Below are 24,299 nucleotides of genomic sequence, written 5' to 3'. Positions count from 1 at the left end.
AATTTCAGACATCGGGATATGAGCGCATGGATGAACCGATACAGGCACTGGCCCCGCGCGTCAGCGATTGCTTGAAGGTCATCTATACCATGCAGGAGCGTGGCCAAAAAGTCTCTACCTCGGCGGTGAGCGAGCGCCTGGGGGTCAGCGACGCCACTGTCACCTTACTCTTCAAAGAGTTCGCGAAGGCCGGTTGGGTCCAGCATACGCCTTATCGCGGCGTCTGTCTGACTCCGCTGGGAGAGCGCAAGGCTAAGGAGGTCATTCGCCATCATCGGCTCCTGGAGCTGTACCTGGCGCGCGAACTGGGCTATAGCTGGGACAAAGTGCATGAAGAGGCCGATCGCCTGGAACACGTGATCTCGGAGGAGTTCGAGGAAAGACTTGATGCCCTGCTTGGCTATCCGACCGTCGATCCTCACGGCGATCCGATTCCCAGCAAGGAAGGGGTCATTGCCCAGCGTCCTGGTCAGCCCCTGCTGCAGTTACCTGAAGGGCAGTCAGCGCGCATTTTGCGCGTCAATGATCAGGATGCAGCCAAACTGCGCTATCTAGGTCAGATGGGCCTGTATCCCGAGGTACGTGTACGTGTCATTGAACGAGTTCCCTTCGGAGGAGCGCTGCGCATCCGTGTCGGTGAGGAGAGCCAGGCGGTCGAGCACCTGCTGAGCGCCGAATTGGCGGAGCAGATCACGGTAAGCCTCCAGGAGGACGAGGATGATCCGACGGATCGTCTCGAGCCCAGCCTGCCATCGTGAATGAAATGGGCAGGGCGCTGGCTAGCCGTTAGAAGAGTGCTTCATGGATTCCCAGCGCGCACCAACAGCAGCGGCACAGTCACGCGCCCTACGAGGCGAGGGGCCACGCTGCCGCTCAGCAGGGCGTCCAGTCCTGCTCGACCGTGGCTGGCCAGCACTATCAGGTCTATCTCCTGACGTTCAAGCAGCTTGACTACCTCTAGCACGGTCTCGCCCCGCAAGACTGTCCCTTGTGCTTTGACCCCCTGGTCCTGACAGGCGGCAACAACTTGCTGCAAGTAGGCCTGTGCTCCCTGCTCAGCCAGATCGAGCACAGCGCGCATGGTAGCTGGCAATAAGGCACCCGAAACCGCTTCTTTGCCCGTCAGGGTTGCAAGCGTTGGAATAACAAAGACAAGGAGTAGTTCGGCCTCAAAACTACGTGCCAGGGCGATGGCCGCCGGCAGTCCTGGCTCATGCTCCGGCGTCCCATCGAGCGGGACCAGGATACGCCTCAGCCTGAAAGGAGGCGCCCCGCCATCCTTGCGCGGCTGAACCAGCCAGAGGGGGCAAGGACTACGCTGCAGCACCTGTTGCGCGATGCTGCCAAAGAGGAGGTCACGGATGCCGCCATTGCCGTGCGTGCACATGACCACCAGGTCACTGCCTAGCTCCTGGACATGCTCGACAATGCCACGCGCTACGTTCTGTTCACGATTCTCGTGGACATGGACGGAGACCGTCAGCGCTTCGGCCCGCAGCCGGGCCGCGATCGCTTCAAGATAGGCGGTGGCCTCAGCGACATCACGCAGATGGCGCTCACCATGTACCTGGGCAGGTGGGTGCTGCTCCAGGATATGGAGTAGGAGAGCCTCACTCCGATAGCGCTGGGCCAGAGCGACTACGCTCGGGAGAACTACTTCTGCCAGGCGCGAGCCGTCTAAAGGGACAAGGAGCCTCTTGATAGGGCCCTGACAGGTGCCCTGGACTTCACGCTGAGGCTCCAGGTCCTGCGCGAGGTCACGCCTGTTATCTGGCGCGCGACTGGGCTGCTGACTATACTCGCATTCTTCTTGCCCACAAGCCAGTAACATGCCATCAGCCTCCTGTAAAGACCTGATATAAGAGAAAGACATTCAGGGCGATGATCAGCGCAGCCACCAACCAGGCCAGGGCGGTCGTCGCCCGGCTGTTAACCAACGCCCCCATGATATCACGGCGCTGAGTGAAAAGAATCAGCGGCACGAGGGCAAAGGGGATGCCAAAGCTGAGCACCACCTGACTGATCACCAGCGTCCTGGTTGGCTCCAGACCGATTAAGATTACGAGCAGAGATGGCAGCATGGTTATAAGACGCCGCAGCCAGACGGGAATCTGCCGATGGAGAAAGCCTTGCATGATCACTTGACCCGACATTGTCCCCACCGTCGAGGATGAGAGTCCCGAAATGAGAAGAGAAAGAGCAAAAACCCAGCTCGCGGCGCCCCCTAGCAAGGGCTGGAGCGTTCGGTAGGCCTCTTCAAGCGTGCCAATCTCGCGCAATCCGGCCTGAAAAAAGGTGCCCGCGGCCATAATGAGCATGGCTGCATTGACAAAGCCCGCGATGCTCATCGCGATGATCACATCGAGAATCTCGTAACGGAAGAGCCGTCTGAGCTGGTGCGGATCGCGTACGACGATCCTTTTCTGCGTAAGGGCGGAATGTAGATAGATCACGTGGGGCATGACGGTCGCGCCGAGAATGCCCGAGGCGAGTAGAATGCTCTCAGGGCCGGAAAATTGCGGCACCAGGGCGTGATAGGCAATGGCGCCCCAGGCCGGCTTGACCAGCACGGTTTCAATGACGTAACAAAGAGCGATGACGCCGACTAGGGCGCTGATGACGGCCTCCAGTGGGCGAAAGCCATAGCGCTCTAGCCCCAGAATCAGAAAGGTCACAGCGGCGGTGAGAAGGCCGCCGAGCAGGAGAGGCATATGGAAGAGGAGCTGAAAACCGACGGCGGCTCCTAGAAATTCAGCGAGATCTGTGGCCATCGCCACGATTTCGGCCAGCAGCCACATGGCCCAAACAATAGGCCGCGGGAAATAGGTGCGACACATCTCGGGCAGGTTCAGCCCGGTGGCAATACCTAACTTGGCAGAGAGGGATTGGATGAGCATGGCCATCAGGTTGCTGGCGACAATGACCCAAAGCAGTAGGTAGCCAAAGCTGGCTCCACCTTGAATGTTGGTCGAGAAGTTGCCCGGATCAATGTAGGCGACGCTGGCGATGAAAGCCGGCCCGAGAAAAGGGAGTATTCGCCGCACCAGTCCACGCTTTGTTTGGCCGCTTAAGACTTCGTTGGCAGCCTGGATGGTGCCCTGGCTCCTAGCTCCATCGTTAACTGCCACGTTCGAGGATTCAGATCGCATAATACATTGCTCCTCGTGCGTTCTTTCTGACAGGAAGCGGAAAGAGGAAGAAATCGGCGCCGCGATGGGCACAGGCTCAGCTCCAGCCATTAGGGCGCGAAGGAACGGTATAGCCCAGGCCAGGATGCCCCGCAGAGCTTGTCCCTCTGCCTCCTTCCTCCCATAAGCCCAAATTTTACTTATATAAAAATTGATTTTTCTTCCTCTTAAAGAGGAAGTATAAGCCTGGGGAAAGCCCTTGTCAAGGGCAAGGAGGTCCCCGCTTCTGGCAAAGCGATGGGAATTTTCTCCATAAGTTCAGAAATCAGGAGCTTCCCCCTTGACAAAGGTGGAAAATGCGAGTATATTTACTTCCGTAGTAAGGGTTGACATTCCACAAGGAGTTAGCGAATTCGTCTGATAACAGGTCAGGTCAGGCAAGCGACGCCAATTCTGAGCAGAAGTCAAGGAGGTGAGCGCTATGGCAGAGAGAACGCTGGAGGCTCTCCTGCACGTGCGGTACGCTGGTCGCAGTGAGGAGCTGCCCCTGTCGAAGCTGGGCCTGTCCTGGCAGGCTTCGGACGCTGAGATCAAGCAGGCTGTGGCGCGCCATCTCGACGTCGCTTGCAATCAGCTGGCCTCGTACGTGGTGGTACGCACCAGTCAGGCGATTATCGTGCGGCCGGAGGCCCTCTACGGCTGATGGCCTATCCTCAGAGGCAGGATGCAGACAGCGATTTGGGCGCACCCTAACCGATAGGGCATACATACTAGTGGCTCTGGTCTGGCCGGAACCTTCGCCCCAAGCGAAGTTTAGACCTGCTCTTTCGACTTGTGCGCCCTACTCATCTCCCCTCAGAGCAGCTTTGAAGTATATCTTCTGCCCTGAGACGCGCTCTCACGAAAAGAGCGTACAAACGCTTTATAGGTCATGTGGCGCATTGCGTGCTGACCGCCCTGGTGTTATGGAAGCTCTTTTGACTCGCGCGTCTCAGGACGCTCAAAGACTCGCTTCCAGCTACTGGCTCTCGCTCTTATTTCCGGGCTGGAATGTGCCCTAACCGGCATAGTGCTTGCGGTCGCGGGTTCAAATCCCGTCAGCCTGTTTAGGCTGTAGCTCAGCGGTAGAGCACATACAAGACTCTAGGCCCTTCCGACTTGCCCGTTCCAGCCCGATCAATGCATCAGGTTGCTTCAGTGCAGCTATCAGGCTCTGACGGGAGCGGCGCCTTGCACATGCCTGGCCGGGACCTCGATGCCGTGGCCCTGCCGCTTCTCGCCCGAACTGGTGCTGAGCCAGTCCTATTTTGCTTGAACGCGCTCTCACCGAGCGGGCTTACATACCCTTGGGAGCGCCACTCTCGCAGTGGTTGCGGGTTCGAATCCCGTCGGCGCGACCTTGCAGCGCCGGCATATGGAGGAATATGGAAAGCTCACTCAACTCGCGCGTTCTAAGCCTGGTGCTCGGGATCGGCCATCCCGGGGCACTGGGTTTATTTCTTTCTGCCGTTCAATACCTTGGTAGGGTAACTGGGTCTGCCTCTCTAGGGAGCACTCCCAGAAGAAAGCTGCCCGTCCAGGGATAAATTGCCTGGTAGCCTGGGACTGCGCTGCGACGGCCCGGGTGTTCGTCTGTTTGTCGGTCTGGTTGCTTTCCTCCGCCATGTTCTGGAATCCATCGATAAGGGGATGATGACATCATGACTCAGCTTCCTCACGGACAAGAGCAGGATGTACGCGTGCAGATCTTGAACTCGTTTCTGAGTACACCGCACGGCAAACTACAAAACCTGGCGTCGCTACACCGCGATGCGCTGGAGCGTGATCCGCTCTTCTATGGCCATCTGGCACCCTGGTACTTCGAGCATGGCGAGGTACGCGACCATAAAATCCTTTTTGTGGCTCATCTGGCCACCAGCGCCTACCCCGAGTTCCGCGGGGCTGCCTGGGTACTGTTGCAGCAGCTGGCTCCCTATGAAGTGGCGCGCGTGCTCGACCATGCCAAGCAGGTCATTGGCAAAGTTCCGCGTTCGCTGCGCAGCGCGATTCAGCACTACTTGCGCACACGCGAGGCGAATCCGCGCCAGCTCGATGGGGCAGCGCTCCGCGCCCGCTCAGCGATGAAGCATCTGTACGCTAGCTTGCGCATTAAGCCTGGACCGCGGGCACAGGCCCTGCTCTTCGAGAAGCAGCCCCCTGCCGATAGTCCCCAGGCCGTGCTTAAGCGCCTGGCCAGGGCAGAGAGCGCCGAGGAACAGGCTCGCTTGATCATTGAGGGCGGTATCCCGTATATCACGGCTATCGGCGCTGTGCGTACCATCACTCCAGCGCTGCTGGTAGCGCTGATCAACGCGATGTCGCCCCAGGAGGTCATCAATAACCTGGCCGCCTTGAAGCGCCGCGGCGCCTTCGACCATCCAGAGGTCAAGGCCCTGATCGATCAGAAGCTGGCAATGGCCACCAGCGATCAGCGTGTCTCAACGATGAAGGTGAAGAAGGCGATCGAGGCCGCCCAGCCCGATGAGGCAACGGCTCGTCGTCTGTCGCGCGTTGCCGATGAGCGCGTGGCGAGCAAGGTGGTCATTAAGCGGCCAACCGCACTCTTTGTCGATAAGAGTGGCTCGATGACAACGGCCATCGATGTGGCCAAGCAGTTGGCCGCCCTGATCAGTGCTGTGATCGAGGCTCCTTTCTATGTCTATGCCTTCGATACGGTAGCTTTCGCCATCCAGCCACCTGCCAGCCAGCAGCGCCCGACGCTCAGCGACTGGGAGCAGGCCTTTAAGTTGATCCAGGCCCAAGGCGGCACCAGTATCGGCGCTCCGCTGGCCAAGATGACTCGTGAGCAGGTCTATGTGGAGCAGATCATCGTGGTCAGCGATTGCGGCGAGAATACTCCTCCTTTCTTCTCTACGGCGTGGGCGGAGTATTCCCGTGTGCTTCACATCAACCCGTCGGTGATTCTGGTAGCTACAGGGGACTATAACTCAGCATTCCAGCGCGGGCTGACAGCAGCCGGCATCGAGGTGACCAGCTACCAGTTTACTGGGGACTACTATAGTCTGCCGAATCTGCTCCCCTTGTTGGCTCAGCCAACCCGAGCTGAGCTGGTTGATCAGATTATGGCTTACCCATTGCCACAGCGGCCACCGTCCGCATCAACGCAGGTGGTCACTCAGGCTTGAGTGGCCGCTGTCGCATGGCGACCCTGCTCTCACAGCGGTCACGCTCCTGTGCCGGGCTGCCCGCTTGTAAGACGGCGGGCAGCTCCCAGGGCGTGATCGTTTTTGCAAGGCAACGCATGGCTGGTTGCGCTTCCGGTTGACGACGCCATCGATAGCTCCTCACTCACATGGCCCAGGTTCTGCCTCCAGCTCGCATCTGCCAGGCGACCTATCAGGAAGCGCTCAGCATGCAGCAGTTGCCACGATTGTCAGACTTCCATCCCATTGACGGTTTGCGTTAAGATGCTTCCAGGGGACTGAGCTGAGCACCGCTGGTCAGTCCTGACAGGTCTTCAGACGCTCACCCGAATGCTGCGCTTGCTTTCAAGCGTCAGCGGGCGAAAAAGAGGCTTTGCCATGCCTAACCAACCACAACAACCCTCAGCGCGCAAGGAGCTTCTACGCCTGGTTAGCCGTCTGAGCGCGGCGGCTGAGCGCTTGCGCCAGCAGGAGATCATCGCCCCACTTCTCCCCGGAGGGCGCATCCGCACGCGCATTGAAGGGCTGATCTATGAATTCAAGGTGCAGACCTCCTTTGCTGGGTGGGGACGTTTTCGCCCCCGCAATGAGCAGGAAGCCGAGTTCCTTGGCGAGGCTCTTCCCTGGGAGCGGGGAGCCTACCTGGAACTTTGGCCAGCGCTGCGCATGATCCTGCTCTGGCCCGTCCCGGGTCCAAGAGCCAGCCAGGCCGGGCTTTGGTTGGCGCTGCCTTTTAATCCAAGCGATGCCCAGCAACGCTTTGGCTTCTCTCAAGAGCCGTTGCCAGTTCTGCTGTGCGACCCTTTCAACGGTGCCGAGGCCTTTGAGCGCATTATCGCTCGCGTTGATGGTCAGACCCTCTGGTTCGATAGCGCCGATCCGCGGGCCGATCCCTCGCACGCCGCCTGGCTGCGCGAAGCGAGTTCAGCTTCCGAAGGAGAGCACGAGCGCTTTCCCGCCGGCCTGACCGCTACAGAGCGCCGGGCGCTGCTGCTCTGGGACCTTCACCGCCTGGAGACGGAGATCCTTCGCCAGCGATCGCCAGCTACGAGCACCGATCTTGATGCGCACTCAGACGCCAGGCAGGGAGCAAGAGGAGGTTCTGCCTCGACTGGGTTGCGGGTGCCGGAGCAACTGGCTCAGGCTCAGAGTCGCCGCGAGCAATTGGCTTGGCTGCAACAGGAGCGTCAGCGCCTTGAGCTGACTGAGCGCCTACGGCATGCGCTGGCTAAGGCCGACGCTGTGCTCCACAGCTATACCGTGCTACCTGGTCCCTCTGGATCAGCCACAGAGATCCTTGTCGAGTGGAGCGAAGAGGGGCGGCCCTACCGCTATCGCTCAGTGATTGATCCTGAGCTGACGGTCGTCTCTAGTGGCATCTGCTTGAGCGGACGCGACCGCGACTTTGATCTGACGAGCATCGTGAGCGTGATGCGCGCATCGCCTCAGAGTGAGGAGGAAATGGCAGAATGAATGGAGCCAGCCTTAACCCACAGAGTCCGTTTTTCCATGAGGAACGCTACGCCCCCCTGGCCACGGTTGCTGAGCGACAAATCACGATTTGTGGCGCCGGCGCACTGGGCGCCAATCTCGGCGAGACGCTGGCGCGCATGGGCTTTCGGCGCCTGCGGGTGATCGACCATGACCGCGTCGAGATGCGCAATCTGTCGACACAACCTTATCTGCGCGGCGAGATTGGCGCGCCCAAGGCCCGCGCTTTAGCCGCTACACTTTATCGGGCCGTCCAGGCTCGCCTTGATCCAGTAGTCGCTATGCTCACCTCAGCGAATGCCGTGGAATTGCTGCGAGGAAGCGATCTGATCGTCGACACCTTTGACAACGAGGCAGCTCGCTCCGCAGTGAGCGCTGCCAGTCGGGCTTTGTCCGTACCGTGCCTTCATGTGGGCTTCAGTGCCGATGGCCTCTACGGGAGCGGCGAATGGGAGCCTGGTTACAAGCCTCCTCAGACCAATACTGGCGACCCCTGCGATTATCCACTTACGCGTCCCTTCGCTATGCTGTTGGCTGCTCTGGCCGCGCGAGCCGTTACCGATTTTTTACGTCAGCAGATAGCCTATGCCTTCGAGGTAACCTGGCATGATCTGCGCATCGTTTACTGCCCTGTCCAATCCTGACTAAAGCAGCGCAGCCGGGAGAGGACCTGACTGAGGTCGCCTTTGCCATCATCGGCAGCTTAGGGGAAAGCGAGGTTGTAGGAGATGAGCGATCGCTCCGCTCGCCAGCAGGCTCTGTTTACCATAGGCAACCAGACAGCCGTGATTACTGGAGGCACCGGCGTGCTGGGAGGAAGCATGGCCCGTTTCCTTGCCGGCTGCGGCGTGCGTGTGGCCCTGTTGAGCCGCAGCGCCGGCCCCACGAGCGAGGTCGTACGCGCTATTCGTCAGGAGGGCGGCGAGGTTCTCGCCCTTTCCTGCGATGTGAGTGACCGCGAGGCTATTGAAAGGGCCGCCAGAGAGATCGAGGCCCAGTTTGGGCGCGCCACTATCTTGATTAATGCCGCCGGCGGCAATCGCGAGGCCGCCTCTACGGCTCCACAGCGTTCCTTCTTTGATCTGAGCGCGGAAGCTCTTCACGACGTAGTGACCTTGAACCTCCTCGGTACCTTCTACTGCTGCCAGGTCTTCGGGCGAGGCATGGCCGCCGAGGGATATGGAAGCATCGTTAATATCGCTTCAATGGCAGCCCTGCGCCCGCTGACGCGCGTACCTGCCTATGGCGCTGCCAAAGCCGGCATCGTGAACTTGACCCGCTGGCTGGCCGTCTATATGGCTCAGGAGTATAGTCCAGCCATCCGTGTCAATGCCATTGCCCCCGGCTTCTTCTTGACCGAGCAGAATCGCACGCTACTCATCGATCCTTCTACGGGCAACCTGACTGAGCGTGGACAGCGCATTCTCGACCATACCCCCATGCGGCGCCTCGGCCAGCCAGAGGACCTCTTCGGTACTCTGCTCTGGTTGTTAAGCCCAGCCTCTGCCTTCGTTACGGGCATCGTTGTGCCGGTCGACGGCGGTTTCTCCGCCTACGCCGGTGTTTAAAGCCAGCATCTACCAATGATCAAGAATTGATAATAAATAGCAAAGTGGAAGCCTATTGTACTGCCGTGGAATAGGCCGATTCGCGTTGATATTTACACAGGATTGGGCTAAAATGTGACAGTCACAAGCAGATCAGGACCGGCGACGCAGCACTTAATAATCCCCCCACATCGAGGCGATTATGACAAAGCTGGAGACCTGGCGGAGACTGCTTGAGCAAGCCATTAGCAATGCGCAAGAGCTTCAGCGGCTGGCGCAAGCTGTAGGTGTGAATAGCATCACCGTCACTCGCTGGGCCAAAGGTCTGAGCAGCCCGCGTGCCGAGCACCTACGGCAGCTCTATCAGGCGGTGTTCCGTGCACATCCCATGTTGGCCGAGCATCTCAAGCAGGCCTATCCTGAATTGTTAGGCGGTAGGTCACTAGTAGAAGATTCGGAGGACCAGCATATTCCCTCTGCCTTCTACCGCCGTATTCTCACTACCTGTCTTGAATGCGCACCCGCACTGCGCTCAGTGACGATGCGCAATCTTATTTTTCAGCAAATGCTGGGCCAGTTCGATCCGCAGGAGCTAGGCGTGAAAATCAACTTGATCCTCTGCGTTCCACCCAGCTCAACGAACCAGAAAGTGCGCAGTCTGCGTATCGTCCAGGGGCGTGGCACGCCTCCCTGGCGCTCAGTACCAGAGCCGGAGATTCTCCTACTCGGAGCCGAATCGCTGGCTGGCCACTGCGTGGCTTCTGGTCATTACGCGGTCATTCCAAGCCACGAGGAGCTCACTTACTATTTCCCTACCCATAGCGAGCCTTTTGCGGAGAGCATGCTAGCCTATCCCCTTCTACAGGGGGGCAGAGTCGCAGGCTGTCTTTCCATTGCCAGCACCCAGCGCAACTATTTTCGTCAGCCCCAGCTCGACCTGGCACGTGACTACGCCTATCTTCTGGCCCTGAGCTGCGCACCGGAAGAGTTCTTTGAGAGCAGCCAGATAGAGCTAGGCCTCATGCCCCCCGCGGCGGAGCAGCGCCCCTATACTGCTACCTTTGTGGGCCGCGTTCTGGAGCAGCTGCGCCGTGCCGCCCAGCGCAGCACCCCCCTTTCCCATACGCAGGCTGAGCTACTCGTGCTCCACGAGATCGAAGAAGAACTCTTGCTACTCGGACAGCGCTGGCAGGGTCTCACGCTCAACTAGGGTCCTTCTCCAGCGCGGACAGGGGGTCAGCACAAGACGACGCTAGCAGACCAGCAGCAGCCTATCACCAGACCCTGCCATCAACGTGGTACAATGATGGGGGAAGCAAACAAGCCTGTCTTGCTTGAAGCCGCCTACAGGCTCCCGGTCGGGCAAATTCATTGCCCTGGCCTGCAGGGTATACAGACATCCATACAAGACGGGACCGGCAAGTAGATCAAAGAGGAGAACAGGCTGATGCTGCTCGGCGCAGGGAGTACCAGCGAGCCACTCACTGAAACCCAGGTCAGCGACCTACTTCAACGTGCCTTTGAGCCACTGGCGCTTACGGGCAAACGCGTCCTGATCATCATTCCCGATGGAACGCGCAGCGCCCCTCTTCCTCTCTTCTTTCGTCTTCTGAATGAACACCTGTACGGTCGCGTAGCCCAACTAGACTACCTCATTGCTCTTGGCACCCACCCCCCTCTTAGCGAGGCCGCCATTGCCTCTCTGGTAGGCCTCTCAGCAGAAGAGCGCGCTCACATGTATCCTGGCCTGCGGATCTTCAATCACCAATGGGACCGGCCCGCCATGTTGCATACGCTCGGCACCCTTAGCGCCGACGAAGTTCACCAGCTTACCGATGGACTGCTCAGCGATGCAATCGTCGTGTCCCTTAACCGGCGCATTCTCGACTACGATCAGCTGATCATTTGTGGCCCGGTTTTCCCGCACGAGGTCGCCGGCTTCTCCGGCGGCGCTAAATATCTTTTTCCTGGTATCGCCGGACCGGACATCATCAACACTACTCACTGGCTAGGCGCACTTGTAACCAGTTTACACACCATTGGCATTAAGGATACTCCTGTACGACGCCTGCTACATCGCGCAGCCGAACTCGTGCCCAGACCGCTGCTCGTTCTGGCCCTGGTGATGCAGGGGCAGAAGCTGCAAGGACTCTACATCGGCGATTACCGGCAGGCCTTCGAGGCGGCAGCCGATCTTTCGGCTCGCCTCAATATCGTTACCCACCCCCGCCCCTATCAACAGGTGCTGGCCATTGCCGCCCCTTTCTATCCCGACCTCTGGACCGGCGCCAAAGCCATGTACAAGACGGAACCAGTGGTAGCTGACGGTGGCGAGGTAATCATCTACGCGCCTCACATCACCGAATTCTCCTACACCCACGGTCCGCTGATCGAGCGCGTTGGTTACCACGTGCGCGACTATTTCCTCAAGCAACCCGAGCGCTTCCGCGCTATTCCCGGTACCATTAAAGCACACAGTACCCACGTTAAAGGAGCCGGCAGCTACGATGCCGTCCATGAGAGGGAACTCCCGCGTATCCAGGTCACCCTTGCGACCGGGATAGACGCTGAACGCTGCCAGCGCGTCAATCTAGGCTATCGGGACCCGCGAACCATCGATCCTGCAGCGTGGCAAGGGCGAGAGGCAGAGGGCATCCTGGTCGTCGAACAGGCGGGCGAAGTACTCCATCGCCTCCGTAGGAGTTGACAGCGCATCGGTATCCGGTCCGCGGCGAGAGAAAAGAGCAATATCTTTCGATTATACACAGATTCCCTACTTTTAGGCTAATTAAAGCAGAGAGCAAGCAGAGCATATCAGGAAGTACAGATACAACAAGGAAAGTTTGAATTGTTGACCTGCCACCCTTGCTGTCCTGCTTGCTCTCCGTGCTTCCTAGATCATCAAGCCAGGGTTGGACCCACGGCGCAGGGGCCACAGGCTTAGACTACCTCTCGCTGGGCCAGATTATCGCTAGCATAGGTCAGACATGTCAGACTACAGCCACGCTCACGAACATTTGAGATCTCCAGGCCGAAACGATGCAGCTTACTGCGCACCGATGAAAGTGCGCGGCGAATCGGGCGTAGCTCCTGCTGCCACCGCTGACTGCCCTGAGCCTCCAGCAGCCGCTGACGACAGCGAGCAATGGCACTGGCAGTCACCGGCGTCGATGAAAGGCTGGCCAGTAAGACCTCATAGGGGCAATAATGGGGAAACGCCTGCAAAATAGGTTCGAGGACACGCAACTCATTAATACTGAATTGCTGATCAAGCACCATTTTTCCATCACAAAGTAAAGAGAGAGTCCGCGTCCCCAAGCTCAAGACCAGCGTCTGCCCAGGCGGCAAAAGGTCCTGAAAAGCGAAATGGAGAATACGCGTCTCCGCACCTTTGCGACGTTTTCTAAAATGAGTTAATACCTGCTCTGACATAGCGTTTTTCCTTCATAACATACACGCTTAGGCGACAACCCGGATCTAGCCACGGTGGAGATCCCCAGCGCAGCCAGCCACTGGCCTCCTCCACCGTCCAGTCAGGCTCTGCCCAAGCAGGGAGCACTTACTTATCGCCTGGCTATCTGCCTGCTCGTCCGAGCCTGAGCGACCACGCTGCTCGTCCTGCCCCGGAGAGCGCCGCCCCAGGCCCGGCCTGGAATGCGCATGAACGCATTGACACATTCCAATCAGAGCCTTCGCTGAGGATATATAGCACAGGTATCTGACAGGACATAGGCGAGTAGCCAGAATGGCCAGGGAGGTCCTGCAAGCGCTACCTCGGCTCACCCGGCTTCGGAAGCCCTTTGACGATCCTTGATCACTGTCAAGGGCGGGCGAGCGGTGTGTAATTGTTAACCAGCGCCAGCGGTATATGTTGCCGAAAAAAACGGTTATCAGTTCCCGGAAAAATAGCCATTAACAGGACGACAATTGCAAAGAGGTCAGTTATACTGGTCTTCGACAGTGTGGCAGCGCCGTGAATAGTAAGCTGTGGCAGCATCAGTACACAGTACATAGCGCTTGCTGGTGGAAGGGACTATTCTCTCAATATTGATCAGATAGTGACCAATAAGTAGAAAAAAGCGTGTTGCCGGGTGGCGCAGGAGCATCGAGCTTCCTTGGCTTATGTTATAAAAACCATCATCTGGCCTGCATGCAAGCTTTGAGACGCATGCCGACCGCCGAACAGACAGAAGCCGCCTCCCGCATCTTGCCGCTGACCAGTGAGTGAGAGATCCACGGCTCTAGCACTGCTCCGCTCGGTTCACAACAGGCCGAGCTGACCGCAGCTGATTGATGGTGCAGTGAGAAGAGAGAAAGCGATGATTCCGATTGCGCGCCCCTTGTTGGGAGCTGAGGAGGAGGCTGCTATTCGTGAAGTACTGGCCTCGGGCTTGCTTGCTCAGGGCAAATATGTTGCAGCATTTGAGCAGCGTTTTGCCGAACTCTGCCAGGTCGGAGCTGCTGTAGCTGTCTCTTCAGGTACGGCGGCCCTTCACCTCGCTCTCTTGGCCCACGGTATCGGCCCAGGCGATGAAGTGATCACCACAGCCTTCAGCTTCGTGGCTACTGCCAATGCGATCCTGCAGGCAGGAGCTACTCCCGTTTTCGTTGATATCGAGCCAGAAACCTATACCCTTGATCCTTCACAGGTGACGCTGGCCCTCACTGAGCGCACGCGCGCTATTCTCCCCGTGCATCTTTATGGCCATCCCTGCGACCTTGGCCGCTTGCTACCGCTGGTCGAGGCCCACAACCTGATTTTGATCGAGGATGCCTGTCAGGCCCATGCCAGCAGTTTCGCCAATAAGCCGGTGGGTAGCTTTGGTACCGGGTGCTTCTCGTTTTATGCGACAAAGAACATGACGACTGGCGAGGGGGGAATGATCACGTGCAGTGATCCCCAGGTGGTCGCACGTCTCCGCCTTTTGCGCAATCATGGTCAGGCCAGCCGCTATTATCAGGTAGCGTTAGGCTACAATCTGCGCATGACTGATTTGCAGGGCGCCCTCGGTCTGGTGCAGCTAGCGAAGCTGGAGGAATTTACCCAGCGACGCATTGCCAATGCTACCTATCTAAACCAGCGTTTAGCGGGTGTCGTGCAGACCCCGGTTACGCGCCCAGGCTGCCGCCATACGTATCATCAGTATACGATCCGTGTTCCTGCGCGACGCGATGAGGTTGCTGCCGAGCTGGAGCGGCGTGGCATCGCGACTGCGGTTCATTATCCGCTGCCTATCCATCAACAACCTTTCTACCGCAGCCAGGCGGAGCGCTTTTATGTGGTGAATCCCGAACAGCAGGTGCGCGTACGGGGAGATAGCCCTCTGGCACGCTTACCAGAGACAGAACGGGCAGCGCGTGAGGTGCTCTCGCTTCCAGTGCATCCCGCCCTGAGTCAGGATGATCTGGAGACGATCGCTCGGGAGGTGATCGCCCTATGCGCTTGAGAGTGGCCGTGGTAGGGGCCGGTTCAATGGGCTGGAACCATTTGCGTGTTTTGAAGGAGCTGGAGGACTCGGTCCAGCTTGTGGCTGTCGCTGAAACCAATCCGGTTGTCTTGCAGCGCGCTATGCAGCGCTTCCATATCGCTGGCTACAGCGATTATCGCCAGATGCTGGACGAGCAACGTCCCGAGCTGGTCGCTGTGGTTGTTCCGACTCACCTCCATTGCGAGGTAGCAGCTTTTGCCCTCGATCTCGGCCTCAATGTTTTGGTTGAGAAGCCTTTGACAAGCACGGTTGAAGAGGCCGAAGCCTTAATCGAGCTGGCGCGTCAGCGCAATGTTCGCCTGGCTGTGGGCCACATCGAGCGCTTTAACCCTGCGGTTACAGAGGTGAAGCGCCGTTTGAGTGCTGGAGCCCTCGGGCGTATCTTTCATCTGCACGCGCGACGCATCGGCCCTTTCCCGCCGCGTATCCGCGATGTCGGTGTGACTCTCGACCTGGCCTCGCATGAGATTGATACGATGCGCTACCTGGTGAACGCCGAGATTAAGCAGGTCTCGGCTCAAACTCAGCAGTATATTCATCATACGTGCGAGGACTTGTTATTGGGCTTGCTACGCTTCAGCAACGGCGCTCTGGGAGTGCTTGATGTCAATTGGCTGACCCCCACGAAGGTGCGTGAGTTGACGATCACCGGTGAGAAAGGCATGTTCTTGCTGAACTACTTAACCCAGGATGTCTTTTTCTATGAAAACGATTATACCCCTACTTCCTGGGACGCATTGCGCTCACTGACAGGGGTGAGCGAGGGCACGATGACCCGTCTGAAGGTCCAGAAGGCAGAGCCATTGCGCCGTGAGTATGAGGATGTCATTCGCTCGATTGTGGCCGATAGCAGCCCTGCGGTTGCAGGCGAGGATGGCCTGGCTGTTCTGAAAGTGGTTCAGCAGCTATTGGCTTCGGCGTTGGCTAATAACGGTCTCGCGGCCCGGGAGTTGCTCACCCCGCCCGGCCAGCTTGAACAAAGCCCATCAGTAGGGTCTAAGCTGGGCCTCTCTCGCGAGAAAGAGACCCAGAGATAGGCTCTTTCTGAGCCTTTCCCCCTGTCCCTCAGTTGGTCGAAAGAGGGACGCGGAGAGAGCCTCTCGCCTGGTAAGCGAGATGTGGCGATGAGGATCAGAGACTGCAGCGCAGAGAAGGATATGGAGGAAAAACTTTCAAGCCAGTCAGTACCAGTCCTGTCACCCGCAACAGTGGCTGTTGTCGGCTTGGGAAAGATCGGGTTGCCGCTGGCTGTGCAGTATGCACGCCACGGTTGGCAGGTTATTGGCTGCGATGTGAATGCCGAGGTCGTAGAGCAGATCAATGCCGGCCGTTCTCATATCCATGAAGAACCTGGTCTGGAAGAAGCGGTGGCAAGGTTGGTACGGGAGGGACGTTTGCGCGCAACAAACGATACGACGGCAGCGGTCCGCCAGGCTCGTGCGGTTGTGGTGATCGTCCCGGTCCTGATCGATGAGGCACATCGCGTCAATTTTGCTGCTCTGGATGCCGCTACCTGTGCCATCGGTAGGGGCCTCCAGCCCGATACGCTGGTCATCTATGAAACTACGCTGCCAGTGGGAACAACCTCCCGCCGCTTGGCTTCGCTGTTGGAGAGAGTGTCTGGCTTGCGGGCAGGCTCCGATTTTTGGTTGGCTTATAGTCCTGAGCGGGTCTCGTCAGGCACGATTTTCCGCGATCTGCGTCTCTATCCCAAGGTCGTGGGAGGGGTCAATCCCTCTAGTGCGGCTGTGGCCGTGGCCTTCTATCGATCGGTGCTCGATACCTCAGAGATCATTGTGATGCCTTCAGCTGATGATGCCGAGTTTGTGAAACTGATCGAGACGACCTATCGCGATGTGAACATCGCTCTAGCAAACGAGTTTGCCCGCTTCGCTGATGCGCATGGCCTGGATGTACAGGCGGCCATCGCCGCAGCGAATAGCCAACCCTATTCACACATTCATACCCCGAGCGTCGGTGTTGGTGGCCACTGTATCCCTGTCTATCCCTATTTCTTGCTCGCTGGCGCAGAAGAGGTCAGCGAGTTGGTCAACGGTCAGGCCCCGCTGCTTCAGCTTCCTCGCCTGGCCCGCGCTATTAACGATAGTATGGCTACCTACGCTGTCCAGCGTCTCGAAATGGCTCTTGGTTCTTTACGTGGGCAGACCATTCTGATTCTGGGGATCGCTTACCGCGGCGATGTACGCGAGTTAGCTTTCAGCAGTGCAGCTTTATTGCAGGCGGCCCTCCAGGAGCGGGGGGCTTTGGTACTGGCAGATGACCCGCTTTTCAGTTCTGCAGAGATCCGCGCCGCCGGCTATACGCCTTTCTCTCCGTCGAGAGCTGCAGAAGTTACAGCTATTATTCTGCAAGCTGCACACACCGCTTATCGCTCCTTTGACTTCCGTCCGTTCACACGCTGTCAGGTGGTGCTTGATGGTCGCCTGGCCCTGCAGCGTTCTGCTATTGAGTCGCTCGGCATGCGCTATCTCGCGATCGGCGACGGCTGCCCTGACGGAGCGAGAAAGCTGGCGGCCTCTCGATGCAGAGAAGGCCCAGCCGCCCATCAGGATGCCACAGCGGCTACAGGCCAGCATGCAGCAGACGGGATGCCCTAGGAAACGGCAATAGCGCTCTGCTTGAGTAGTGTTAGCCCTCGCATGAGATGAGGAATAGAAAAATCTATGGCATATATTCTATTTTTAACCCTGTATTATCCCCCAGAGAAGGGGGCTGCAGCTTCGCGCATCAGTCAGTATGCAGAGCATCTTGTGGAACGAGGTCACAAGGTCACTGTTCTGACGACTGTACCTAACTACCCGAGCGGTGTAGTGCCGCCCGAGTACCGTGGGCGTCTCCTTCAGGAGGAGACGCGCGCAGGCGTACGCGTCGTGCGCATCTGGAGCTATACGAGTCCTAATCGGGGCTTCTTGCGGCGCATTCTCGCCCATCTCTCTTTTGGCTGCCTGGCCCCAGTGCTGGGAGGGCATGCTGTTGGGCGCCCCGATCTGTTGATCGTCGAGTCGCATCCGCTTTTTAATGCCATTGCCGGGCGTCTTCTCGCGCGCTGGAAAGGCTGCCCTTATATATTTACCGTCTCAGACCTCTGGCCGGAGTCGGCGGTTCAGCTCGGTGTTCTACGGAACCGTCTGTTGATTCGCCTGGCTGAGTGGCTGGAGTGGTCCTCCTACGAGCGCGCCGGTCTGGTCTGGGTACTCACTGAGGGCATTCGCGATCAGCTACTGCGGCGCGGCCTGGCTCCAGAGAAAATCTTCTTCTTGACGAATGGCGTCGACACACGCAAGTTCTACCCTCGTCCCCAGGCCGAGGCCCGTCAGCAATTGGGCTGGGAAGAGCCGTTTACTGTGCTCTACGCCGGCACCCTTGGTATTTCTCACGGCCTGACCACAGTCCTGGACGCCGCCGAGCAGTTGCGCGCCTATCCCGCGATTCGCATTCGATTGGTCGGCGATGGCGGCGCTAAGCCCGAGCTGTTGGCTGAGGCCCGCCGACGCGGGCTAGAAAATGTCATCTTCATGGACCCCTTCCCTCACGAGCAGGTGCCTCTGCTCTTGGCCGCCGCCGATGCCTGCTTGATCATTATGCGCAAGCTCCCTCTCTTCGAGGGTGCCTTGCCCTGCAAGATGTATGAGGCCCTGGCCTGCGGACGCCCAATTCTGTTAGCCGTCGATGGGGAGGCCCGCCGTCTGGCTGAAGAGGCCGGAGCTGCTATCTTCGTCGAACCGGAAAATCCTACGGCTCTGGCACAAGCGATCTTACAGCTCTACGAGCAGCCGGCTTTGGCCCAGGCCCTCAGCACCCGCGGGCGCGCCCTGGCCGAAGAGCGCTTTGATTATGATCAGTTGAGTGCGCGTCTCGATGGACAAATCGCTGCCCTCTTGTCCTCTTCTTCCACTTCACCAGCTCCTTCCTCAGTGCCCAAACAATCGCCTCAATATGAGCAAGATACTGACAAATTTGCTATATACAGATAAATCATATATAGATATAAGTGGGATAGAAAGGGCAAATCATGCTAGAAGAGCAGAAATATCAGCAGGAGAGAGAGCCGTTAGCCAGGAGTACCTATCGCGGCAACACTGCTACCCTTACCTGGTCTGCCGCCTCTCAATGCGAGCAGGGGCAGCTCAGGCTGCGGATCAGGCGGCGCCTCTCTCCCAATGACTGGCGACTCATCATGATCGGCGGTGATAGTTTGCTGCTATTGGCTACCTTCATCCTGTTCGTGGTGAGCAAGCAGCCGACGGAAAGTAGCAGCCGCCTGGTCACACCCTGGGAAGTGCACCTCACCTGGATCGGCTGCGCCGCCCTGCTCTGGAGCTTTGCAGCACGTTTAACCCGCGCCTATGACCTCAATGCTATGTCGAGCCGCCTGGTTAGCCCTCTACGAGCGATGATGGCGCTGCTCCTTCTGGCCGGCCTCTGGTTCGCTCTGAGCGCAACCCTGGAAGGGCGGGCCTTGCGCGCCTTACTGATCACCATTCTCTCCTTCACCGCGGTCAGCGTGCCTCTGATTGCGAGTTGGCGTCTGATTATTGCTCAGTGTCTGCACCTGCCGCCCTTTCGACGTCAAGGAGTGATTGTCGGTATCAGCACCATCGGTGAAGCAATAGCACGGGAACTGCAGTTTGCTCCCAGGCGCTCAACCATCGATATTTTAGGCTATATCGCTGAAGAAGAGGATCAGCAGACCCATACCGAGCGGCAGTTGCCCTTGCCTATTCTCGGCGGGCGAGCCACCCTACGACGCTTAATTGAACGACAAGCCGTTGATGTTCTGATCATGGCCACTGAGTACCAGGAGAGTCCAGCGCTGGTGCAGGAGGCCATCACAGGAACGCACTTGGGAATCTCGCTTGTGCCTGCTCTCTGTGTCTACGAGAACGTTAGTGGCAAGATCCCTGTGGAGCAGATCGGGGGACAATGGTATATTGCCTTGCCAGGAGCCAATCTCTCTCCCCTCTACCTTTGCTGGCGTAAGTTGCTCGATCTCGCTTTTGGCCTGGCCGGCTTGCTACTGCTGCTACTACTGCTCCCTCCCCTGGCCTTGCTGATCCGTCTCGATTCGCCCGGCCCTCTCTTCCATTGCCAGGAGCGCCTGGGCAAGAACGGCCGCAAGTTCAAGATGTATAAGTTTCGCTCCATGCGGGTCGATGCCGAACCAGAAGGGAAAGCTATCTGGGCCAGTCAAAATGATGCCCGCGTGACACGCGTCGGGCGCCTTTTGCGCGCCACCCACCTGGATGAGCTGCCCCAGGTCTTGAATATTCTGCGCGGAGAAATGAGCCTGATTGGACCTCGGCCCGAGCGCGAGGAGTTTGTGAAACTGCTCGAACAAACTATTCCCTTTTACCGCTGTCGACTGTCTGTTCCGCCCGGCCTGACAGGCTGGGCTCAAGTGAAATATCACTATACCTTCACAAGCCAACAAGCTCTAGAAAAGCTTCAATATGATCTCTTTTATATTAAACATCAGTCATGCATGCTAGATATACTTATTCTTCTAAGAACCATCATTGAAGTGATCAAGTTACGTGGAGTCTAGAGTCATGTCATAAAAGTCAGAGCGATGGTCAGCCGCTCGCGGAGGAAGGCTGGCAGGCAGGCGAAGAGGCGACGAGGTCAGCAGGTTAAGATCAGGTAAAGCCTCGCACCATACCTGTTCTTCCAGGGGACAGGACCTTCTTACCACTCTTTCTCTAGAAGTTTACAATTCTCGGCCAAGATCGATACATATAACAACGAGAGCACAGACGACAGGGTAAAGGTATCTGCAGGAGAGGAACATCTAATGACTATTGCTCAGTACGCAGCCGTGCTAGCCAAGCGCTGGTGGCTGGTTGCCATCTGCTGTGTGGCGGTCGGCGCAGGAGCACTGATCGCCAGCAAGCTGATGACCCCCCTCTACCAGGCGTCGGTCCTGATGCAGGTCACGGTCCGCACAGGCAACAATTTAGCTGACTATAATAATCTCCTGGCTAGCGACCAGCTTGTCGACACTGAGGCAACACTGGTCACCAGTCAGCCGGTTCTTACAGAGGTGGCTTCTCATTATCCGGGCCTGAGTGCCGCCACCCTGGCCTCGCGCGTTTCCGCCACTACGGAGACAAATACCCAGTTGTTTAAAGTCTCTGTGTTGGATGAAAGTCCGACACGGGCCGCCGCTTTGGCCAATGACATCGCCCAAACCTTCATCAAGCAGCAGGATGCTGCTATTCAGCAGGATAATCAGCGTTCGCAACAGCAGCTACAGCAAGAACTTACTTCTACTGAGCAGCAAATCAATAGCGTTAGCAATCAGATCAGCAAAATTGAGAGTACTGGCGGAGACCAGCAGCAGATTAGCATTCTGCAGGCACGCCTCAAAGCTCTCCAGGATCGCTATTCTCAAGTTCAAGAGGCGCTTGTCCAACTAGAGTTAACTGAAGCAGAAAACGGCAATTTCCTGCGTATCGTCCAGCAGGCGACTCCGCCGACGAGTCCCGCGCAGCCACGAATTGTGCTTAACACCGGCGCCGGTCTTGTTACCGGCTTCCTCATTGGTGTCCTGCTAGCGCTGCTGCTGGAGCAGCTCGACACACGAGTTCGTACCGGTGAACTGCTTGCCCAGCTCTTTGGTTATCCTGTGCTCGCCACCGTTTGGCGTGTGCGTTCCTCAGAGGAAAAGGAGATCTTTAATCCAAAGGAGCACGCCGGCCTTATTGAGTCTTACCGCATCCTCCGCACCAATATTGGCTTCTGTTCTATTGATACGCCTGTAAACTACCTCTTAATTACCAGCTCTCTACCAGGAGAAGGCAAGAGCACCGTTGCAGCGAATCTGGCTATTTTTATGGCAAAGGCGGGCAAGCGCACCCTGCTTGTAGATGCTGACATGCGCCGCCCCATGCTGCACCGCCTTTTCGGCGTCTCGGCTGCCGAAGCTGGCCTGAGCAGCGCCATTATGGCCATGAGCCAGTCATCGACTACGCCTTTACCAGGCGTTTCGTCCTCGCGCAAGCGCCCGATCGGGCAGGGCGGTATTCTCGATAGCTTCCTCTACGAGACTAGCACTCCTAGCCTCTGGCTCATGCCTGCTGGGCATCTTCCACCTAATCCTCCTGAGCTGCTGGATTCACAGGCCATGCGCAATTTGCTATCCAATTTGGCAGATTATTGTTTCGACATTGTGATCTTCGATGCGCCTCCATTGCTGGGTCTGGCTGACGCGAGTATTCTCGCTTCGCGGGTCGATAGCACTTTGCTGGTAGTTGACATCACTCGTGCCCGCAAGGAGCATGTTCGGCAGGCTCGTGCAATCCTCCGTCAGACCGGTGTACGCATTATTGGCTGTGTAGTTAATAAGCAGCAACAGCAACGGGGTGGTATTACTCCCTACTACTACCAGGCGGCAGGTGATGAGCAGGGTGAACGCGAGGGAGCGATCTCCTCTAGTAGCCATTGGGGGTCGGAGCGGGCCCAGCTCGCTGCGGCAGGGAGCGAGGTTCCTCATAGACAGGCGCTAGCGAAGGGGATGAGCGATTCTCCTTCTACTCAGCTCTCATCGGGACTTCCTGCCACTTCTAGTCAGCGCAGTGGGACAGGTCACCCAGTGCCTGAGCCGGCGACTCCTGCGCAGGTCCAGCGTGTCCTGAGTTCTTCGCCAGGGCCAGGGACAGATAAGGGTTCGCCAGTGCCTGCGCGTCCCCGGCTGACGCGTGAGCGCGAGCGCGCCGATACCGCCAGTCCGTGGGCGCAACGTGAACAGGAATCTGGACCAGAGCATCAGGGGTCAGTCGGAGCTCCCTCCGCTCGCCCGGGACAGCGCGGCTCGGATATCGCCGAGCTGAAAACCTTGGAGATGCCTTCGATAGAACCCCACCATAGACAGCGCGGAGAGCGCTAGGACCAGGCTGCTATGAGCATCGTTCAGAAGATGAGACAGTCAGCCACGTCAAGGGGACAGGGACGGAGGGAGCTGCCGACTCCCTCCGTGGGGCTCGCTGCCTTGCTGATTGGGGCCTTGATTCTCGTGGGCATGCTGGAGGTTTTGGCTCCTTTGCTGGTAGGCACTGTTATCCCTTCAACTAGCGTGACCCGTCAGGCAGCCTCTATGGCCCCAGTCATGTTTGTCGGCCTGCTCTTCCTCAGTCTGCTGCTCTACCTACGCTACGATGAGGCACTCGCCATCATCGTCGCTCTGGTCCACCTCTACTTTGATTTTTATATGTCGCTCATTGCGACCGCCCAGCTACTTACGCTGCTCATCCTGCTTGTGTTCTTTCTCGGTCGCTCGTCGCAGCGCCCTTGGGCCGAGCCTCGCCCTTTGTGGCTCTGGCTTCTCTTCTTGGGCCTCACGATCTTCCCTTCTCTGCGAGGGGCAACAAACTTAGATGATGCTCTCTTCTATTACCCCAATATCATTGTTGGTTCTTTCCTCTTTTTCTGGTTGGGCTTGAATACAGCACGTAATCTGAAAAGCCTCTGGCTGACCCTGGAACTCCTCGCCGGTCTGGGAGCTTTGCTTGCTGCCCATACTCTCTTAATTGAGCTAACGGGCAAGTTTCTCTTGGGCACTTCTCTACACGATCCTTTTCTGAAGAGTGTCTCGAATTTCACTCTCGGGGAGACTGGGGTCCAGCGCATCGGTGGCTTTTTTATAGATCCTAACTGGAATGGCACTTTCTTTGCATTCGTTATCTTTATTCCGCTTGGACTCTATGCACATAGTCGTTCGTGGCTGGCTCGACTGATCTACCTCGGCGAGGTCTTGCTTATTGGGCCAGCCTTGCTGTTTACATTCAGCGGTGGTGCCTGGGTGGCAGCCTGCTGCGGCTTGGTGTTTTTTCTGCTTCTGGTGGATAGTTGGCGGCTACGTTTGCAGATTGCTCTGAGTATCTTTCTGGTTGCGCTGATTCTGCTTCTCTTCTTCTCCGATGAGCTCCAGCTCCTCTTTGCACACTTGACCGGCGAGGGAGAGCTGTCGCTACGTCTGGGCGCCTGGGAAACTGGCTTGAATGTGATTATGGCCTATCCATTGACAGGGGTGGGCTTTGGCCTGAGCATCTATATGCAGGTCTCAGGTGCTTATCGCTCGCCGCTACAATATGTGCCTTTAGCCCACCCTCATGATTCGTACCTGGAATTTGGAGCGATGGGAGGCCTGCCCGTCCTGGCGGTCTTTCTAGCGCTTCTAGCTTGCTATCTTTGGAAAAGCTGGCGCCACTGGCAGCTGTGTGATCAGCGCCATCGCGCCTTGCTCGCCGGAGGCCTGGCCGCCGTCGGCGCTCTCTGTGTGAATAGCATCAGCATCAATGGCTGGACGCTGCCACCACTGGCCTGCTTCGGCTGGCTGATGCTTGGCCTGCTTTCTTCTCCTTTGTTGCTAACGAACTCAGGTTCTACCCCCAGAACGGCAGAACCTGCTAATCATGACTGATC

19 protein-coding genes are annotated in these 24,299 nt (G+C 57.8%); 15 read left to right on the top strand and 4 right to left on the bottom strand.

All coding sequences use genetic code 11. From position 1 onward, the window contains the following. The first annotated feature begins 26 nt into the window (after window positions 1–26). Window positions 27–758: a metal-dependent transcriptional regulator gene (locus AC6H1L_RS19545; protein ID WP_497599129.1), complete on the top strand. Its 732-nt coding sequence runs from the start codon at window positions 27–29 to the stop codon at window positions 756–758. A 41-nt stretch (window positions 759–799) separates the two neighbouring features. Here the strand turns inward: AC6H1L_RS19545 and AC6H1L_RS19540 are convergent, their stop codons facing one another. Beyond that, entirely contained in the window at window positions 800–1,831 is a 1,032-nt protein-coding gene (locus AC6H1L_RS19540; RefSeq protein ID WP_497599128.1) for a universal stress protein, read from the bottom strand. Between the two features lie 4 nt (window positions 1,832–1,835). Next, complete coding sequence (locus AC6H1L_RS19535) at window positions 1,836–3,149, bottom strand: Nramp family divalent metal transporter (RefSeq protein ID WP_497599127.1); 1,314 nt, start codon at window positions 3,147–3,149, stop codon at window positions 1,836–1,838. Window positions 3,150–3,609: 460 nt separating this feature from the next. Between AC6H1L_RS19535 and AC6H1L_RS19530 the strand changes: the two genes are divergently transcribed. The 7 genes from AC6H1L_RS19530 (at window position 3,610) to AC6H1L_RS19500 (ending at window position 12,076) form a co-directional block, all read left to right on the top strand. Further along, complete coding sequence (locus AC6H1L_RS19530; protein ID WP_497599126.1) at window positions 3,610–3,831, top strand: hypothetical protein; 222 nt, start codon at window positions 3,610–3,612, stop codon at window positions 3,829–3,831. A gap of 997 nt (window positions 3,832–4,828) precedes the next feature. Continuing rightward, a complete protein-coding gene (locus AC6H1L_RS19525) occupies window positions 4,829–6,313 on the top strand; it encodes a vWA domain-containing protein (RefSeq protein WP_497599125.1) in 1,485 nt (494 codons plus the stop codon). Window positions 6,314–6,709: 396 nt separating this feature from the next. After that, window positions 6,710–7,804 carry a hypothetical protein gene (locus AC6H1L_RS19520; protein ID WP_497599124.1) on the top strand — a complete coding sequence of 365 codons (1,095 nt, stop codon included), beginning with the start codon at window positions 6,710–6,712 and terminating at the stop codon, window positions 7,802–7,804. Further along, window positions 7,801–8,466 (top strand): ThiF family adenylyltransferase, encoded by a 666-nt coding sequence (locus AC6H1L_RS19515; RefSeq protein WP_497599123.1) that lies wholly within the window; start codon window positions 7,801–7,803, stop codon window positions 8,464–8,466. Before AC6H1L_RS19520 ends, AC6H1L_RS19515 begins: the two co-directional genes overlap by 4 nt. An 84-nt stretch (window positions 8,467–8,550) precedes the next feature. Then, window positions 8,551–9,390 (top strand): SDR family oxidoreductase, encoded by an 840-nt coding sequence (locus tag AC6H1L_RS19510; RefSeq protein WP_497599122.1) that lies wholly within the window; start codon window positions 8,551–8,553, stop codon window positions 9,388–9,390. Between the two features lie 181 nt (window positions 9,391–9,571). After that, window positions 9,572–10,579 (top strand): GAF domain-containing protein, encoded by a 1,008-nt coding sequence (locus AC6H1L_RS19505; RefSeq protein WP_497599121.1) that lies wholly within the window; start codon window positions 9,572–9,574, stop codon window positions 10,577–10,579. Window positions 10,580–10,816: 237 nt separating this feature from the next. After that, window positions 10,817–12,076 (top strand): lactate racemase domain-containing protein, encoded by a 1,260-nt coding sequence (locus tag AC6H1L_RS19500; protein WP_497599120.1) that lies wholly within the window; start codon window positions 10,817–10,819, stop codon window positions 12,074–12,076. Window positions 12,077–12,309: 233 nt separating this feature from the next. On the opposite strand, the gene AC6H1L_RS19495 is transcribed toward AC6H1L_RS19500, so the two are convergent. Both AC6H1L_RS19495 and AC6H1L_RS19490 read right to left on the bottom strand, forming a co-directional pair. Continuing rightward, window positions 12,310–12,801 carry a hypothetical protein gene (locus tag AC6H1L_RS19495; RefSeq protein WP_497599119.1) on the bottom strand — a complete coding sequence of 164 codons (492 nt, stop codon included), beginning with the start codon at window positions 12,799–12,801 and terminating at the stop codon, window positions 12,310–12,312. A 506-nt stretch (window positions 12,802–13,307) separates the two neighbouring features. After that, window positions 13,308–13,475 (bottom strand): hypothetical protein, encoded by a 168-nt coding sequence (locus AC6H1L_RS19490; RefSeq protein ID WP_497599118.1) that lies wholly within the window; start codon window positions 13,473–13,475, stop codon window positions 13,308–13,310. A gap of 213 nt (window positions 13,476–13,688) precedes the next feature. On the opposite strand from AC6H1L_RS19490, the gene AC6H1L_RS19485 reads away from it, so the two are divergent. The 7 genes from AC6H1L_RS19485 (at window position 13,689) to AC6H1L_RS19455 (ending at window position 24,297) form a co-directional block, all read left to right on the top strand. Continuing rightward, window positions 13,689–14,816, top strand: a complete 1,128-nt coding sequence (locus tag AC6H1L_RS19485; RefSeq protein ID WP_497599117.1) for a DegT/DnrJ/EryC1/StrS family aminotransferase — start codon at window positions 13,689–13,691, stop codon at window positions 14,814–14,816. Then, on the top strand, window positions 14,807–15,895 hold the full coding sequence (locus tag AC6H1L_RS19480) for a Gfo/Idh/MocA family oxidoreductase (protein WP_497599116.1): 1,089 nt from the start codon (window positions 14,807–14,809) through the stop codon (window positions 15,893–15,895). Before AC6H1L_RS19485 ends, AC6H1L_RS19480 begins: the two co-directional genes overlap by 10 nt. Window positions 15,896–16,015: 120 nt before the next feature. Beyond that, complete coding sequence (locus tag AC6H1L_RS19475; protein ID WP_497599115.1) at window positions 16,016–17,476, top strand: nucleotide sugar dehydrogenase; 1,461 nt, start codon at window positions 16,016–16,018, stop codon at window positions 17,474–17,476. A gap of 66 nt (window positions 17,477–17,542) precedes the next feature. After that, window positions 17,543–18,853, top strand: a complete 1,311-nt coding sequence (locus AC6H1L_RS19470) for a glycosyltransferase family 4 protein (protein WP_497599114.1) — start codon at window positions 17,543–17,545, stop codon at window positions 18,851–18,853. A gap of 38 nt (window positions 18,854–18,891) precedes the next feature. Next, entirely contained in the window at window positions 18,892–20,424 is a 1,533-nt protein-coding gene (locus tag AC6H1L_RS19465) for an exopolysaccharide biosynthesis polyprenyl glycosylphosphotransferase (RefSeq protein WP_497599113.1), read from the top strand. A gap of 246 nt (window positions 20,425–20,670) precedes the next feature. Continuing rightward, entirely contained in the window at window positions 20,671–22,764 is a 2,094-nt protein-coding gene (locus AC6H1L_RS19460) for a P-loop NTPase (RefSeq protein WP_497599112.1), read from the top strand. A gap of 12 nt (window positions 22,765–22,776) precedes the next feature. Continuing rightward, window positions 22,777–24,297 carry an O-antigen ligase family protein gene (locus AC6H1L_RS19455; protein WP_497599111.1) on the top strand — a complete coding sequence of 507 codons (1,521 nt, stop codon included), beginning with the start codon at window positions 22,777–22,779 and terminating at the stop codon, window positions 24,295–24,297. Window positions 24,298–24,299 lie beyond the last annotated feature (2 nt).

This window comes from Thermogemmatispora argillosa (assembly GCF_059696725.1).
Note: the sequence above shows the minus strand (reverse complement) of the source record. Positions and strands in the feature narration are given on the sequence as shown.

Excerpts from the sequence above, each read along its gene's own strand:
- AC6H1L_RS19545 (WP_497599129.1), top strand. The coding sequence starts at position 27 with ATGGATGAACCGATACAGGCACTGGCCCCGCGCGTCAGCGATTGCTTG.
- AC6H1L_RS19540 (WP_497599128.1), bottom strand. The coding sequence starts at position 1,831 with ATGTTACTGGCTTGTGGGCAAGAAGAATGCGAGTATAGTCAGCAGCCC.
- AC6H1L_RS19535 (WP_497599127.1), bottom strand. The coding sequence starts at position 3,149 with ATGCGATCTGAATCCTCGAACGTGGCAGTTAACGATGGAGCTAGGAGC.
- AC6H1L_RS19530 (WP_497599126.1), top strand. The coding sequence starts at position 3,610 with ATGGCAGAGAGAACGCTGGAGGCTCTCCTGCACGTGCGGTACGCTGGT.
- AC6H1L_RS19525 (WP_497599125.1), top strand. The coding sequence starts at position 4,829 with ATGACTCAGCTTCCTCACGGACAAGAGCAGGATGTACGCGTGCAGATC.
- AC6H1L_RS19520 (WP_497599124.1), top strand. The coding sequence starts at position 6,710 with ATGCCTAACCAACCACAACAACCCTCAGCGCGCAAGGAGCTTCTACGC.
- AC6H1L_RS19515 (WP_497599123.1), top strand. The coding sequence starts at position 7,801 with ATGAATGGAGCCAGCCTTAACCCACAGAGTCCGTTTTTCCATGAGGAA.
- AC6H1L_RS19510 (WP_497599122.1), top strand. The coding sequence starts at position 8,551 with ATGAGCGATCGCTCCGCTCGCCAGCAGGCTCTGTTTACCATAGGCAAC.
- AC6H1L_RS19505 (WP_497599121.1), top strand. The coding sequence starts at position 9,572 with ATGACAAAGCTGGAGACCTGGCGGAGACTGCTTGAGCAAGCCATTAGC.
- AC6H1L_RS19500 (WP_497599120.1), top strand. The coding sequence starts at position 10,817 with ATGCTGCTCGGCGCAGGGAGTACCAGCGAGCCACTCACTGAAACCCAG.
- AC6H1L_RS19495 (WP_497599119.1), bottom strand. The coding sequence starts at position 12,801 with ATGTCAGAGCAGGTATTAACTCATTTTAGAAAACGTCGCAAAGGTGCG.
- AC6H1L_RS19490 (WP_497599118.1), bottom strand. The coding sequence starts at position 13,475 with ATGCTCCTGCGCCACCCGGCAACACGCTTTTTTCTACTTATTGGTCAC.
- AC6H1L_RS19485 (WP_497599117.1), top strand. The coding sequence starts at position 13,689 with ATGATTCCGATTGCGCGCCCCTTGTTGGGAGCTGAGGAGGAGGCTGCT.
- AC6H1L_RS19480 (WP_497599116.1), top strand. The coding sequence starts at position 14,807 with ATGCGCTTGAGAGTGGCCGTGGTAGGGGCCGGTTCAATGGGCTGGAAC.
- AC6H1L_RS19475 (WP_497599115.1), top strand. The coding sequence starts at position 16,016 with ATGGAGGAAAAACTTTCAAGCCAGTCAGTACCAGTCCTGTCACCCGCA.
- AC6H1L_RS19470 (WP_497599114.1), top strand. The coding sequence starts at position 17,543 with ATGGCATATATTCTATTTTTAACCCTGTATTATCCCCCAGAGAAGGGG.
- AC6H1L_RS19465 (WP_497599113.1), top strand. The coding sequence starts at position 18,892 with ATGCTAGAAGAGCAGAAATATCAGCAGGAGAGAGAGCCGTTAGCCAGG.
- AC6H1L_RS19460 (WP_497599112.1), top strand. The coding sequence starts at position 20,671 with ATGACTATTGCTCAGTACGCAGCCGTGCTAGCCAAGCGCTGGTGGCTG.
- AC6H1L_RS19455 (WP_497599111.1), top strand. The coding sequence starts at position 22,777 with ATGAGCATCGTTCAGAAGATGAGACAGTCAGCCACGTCAAGGGGACAG.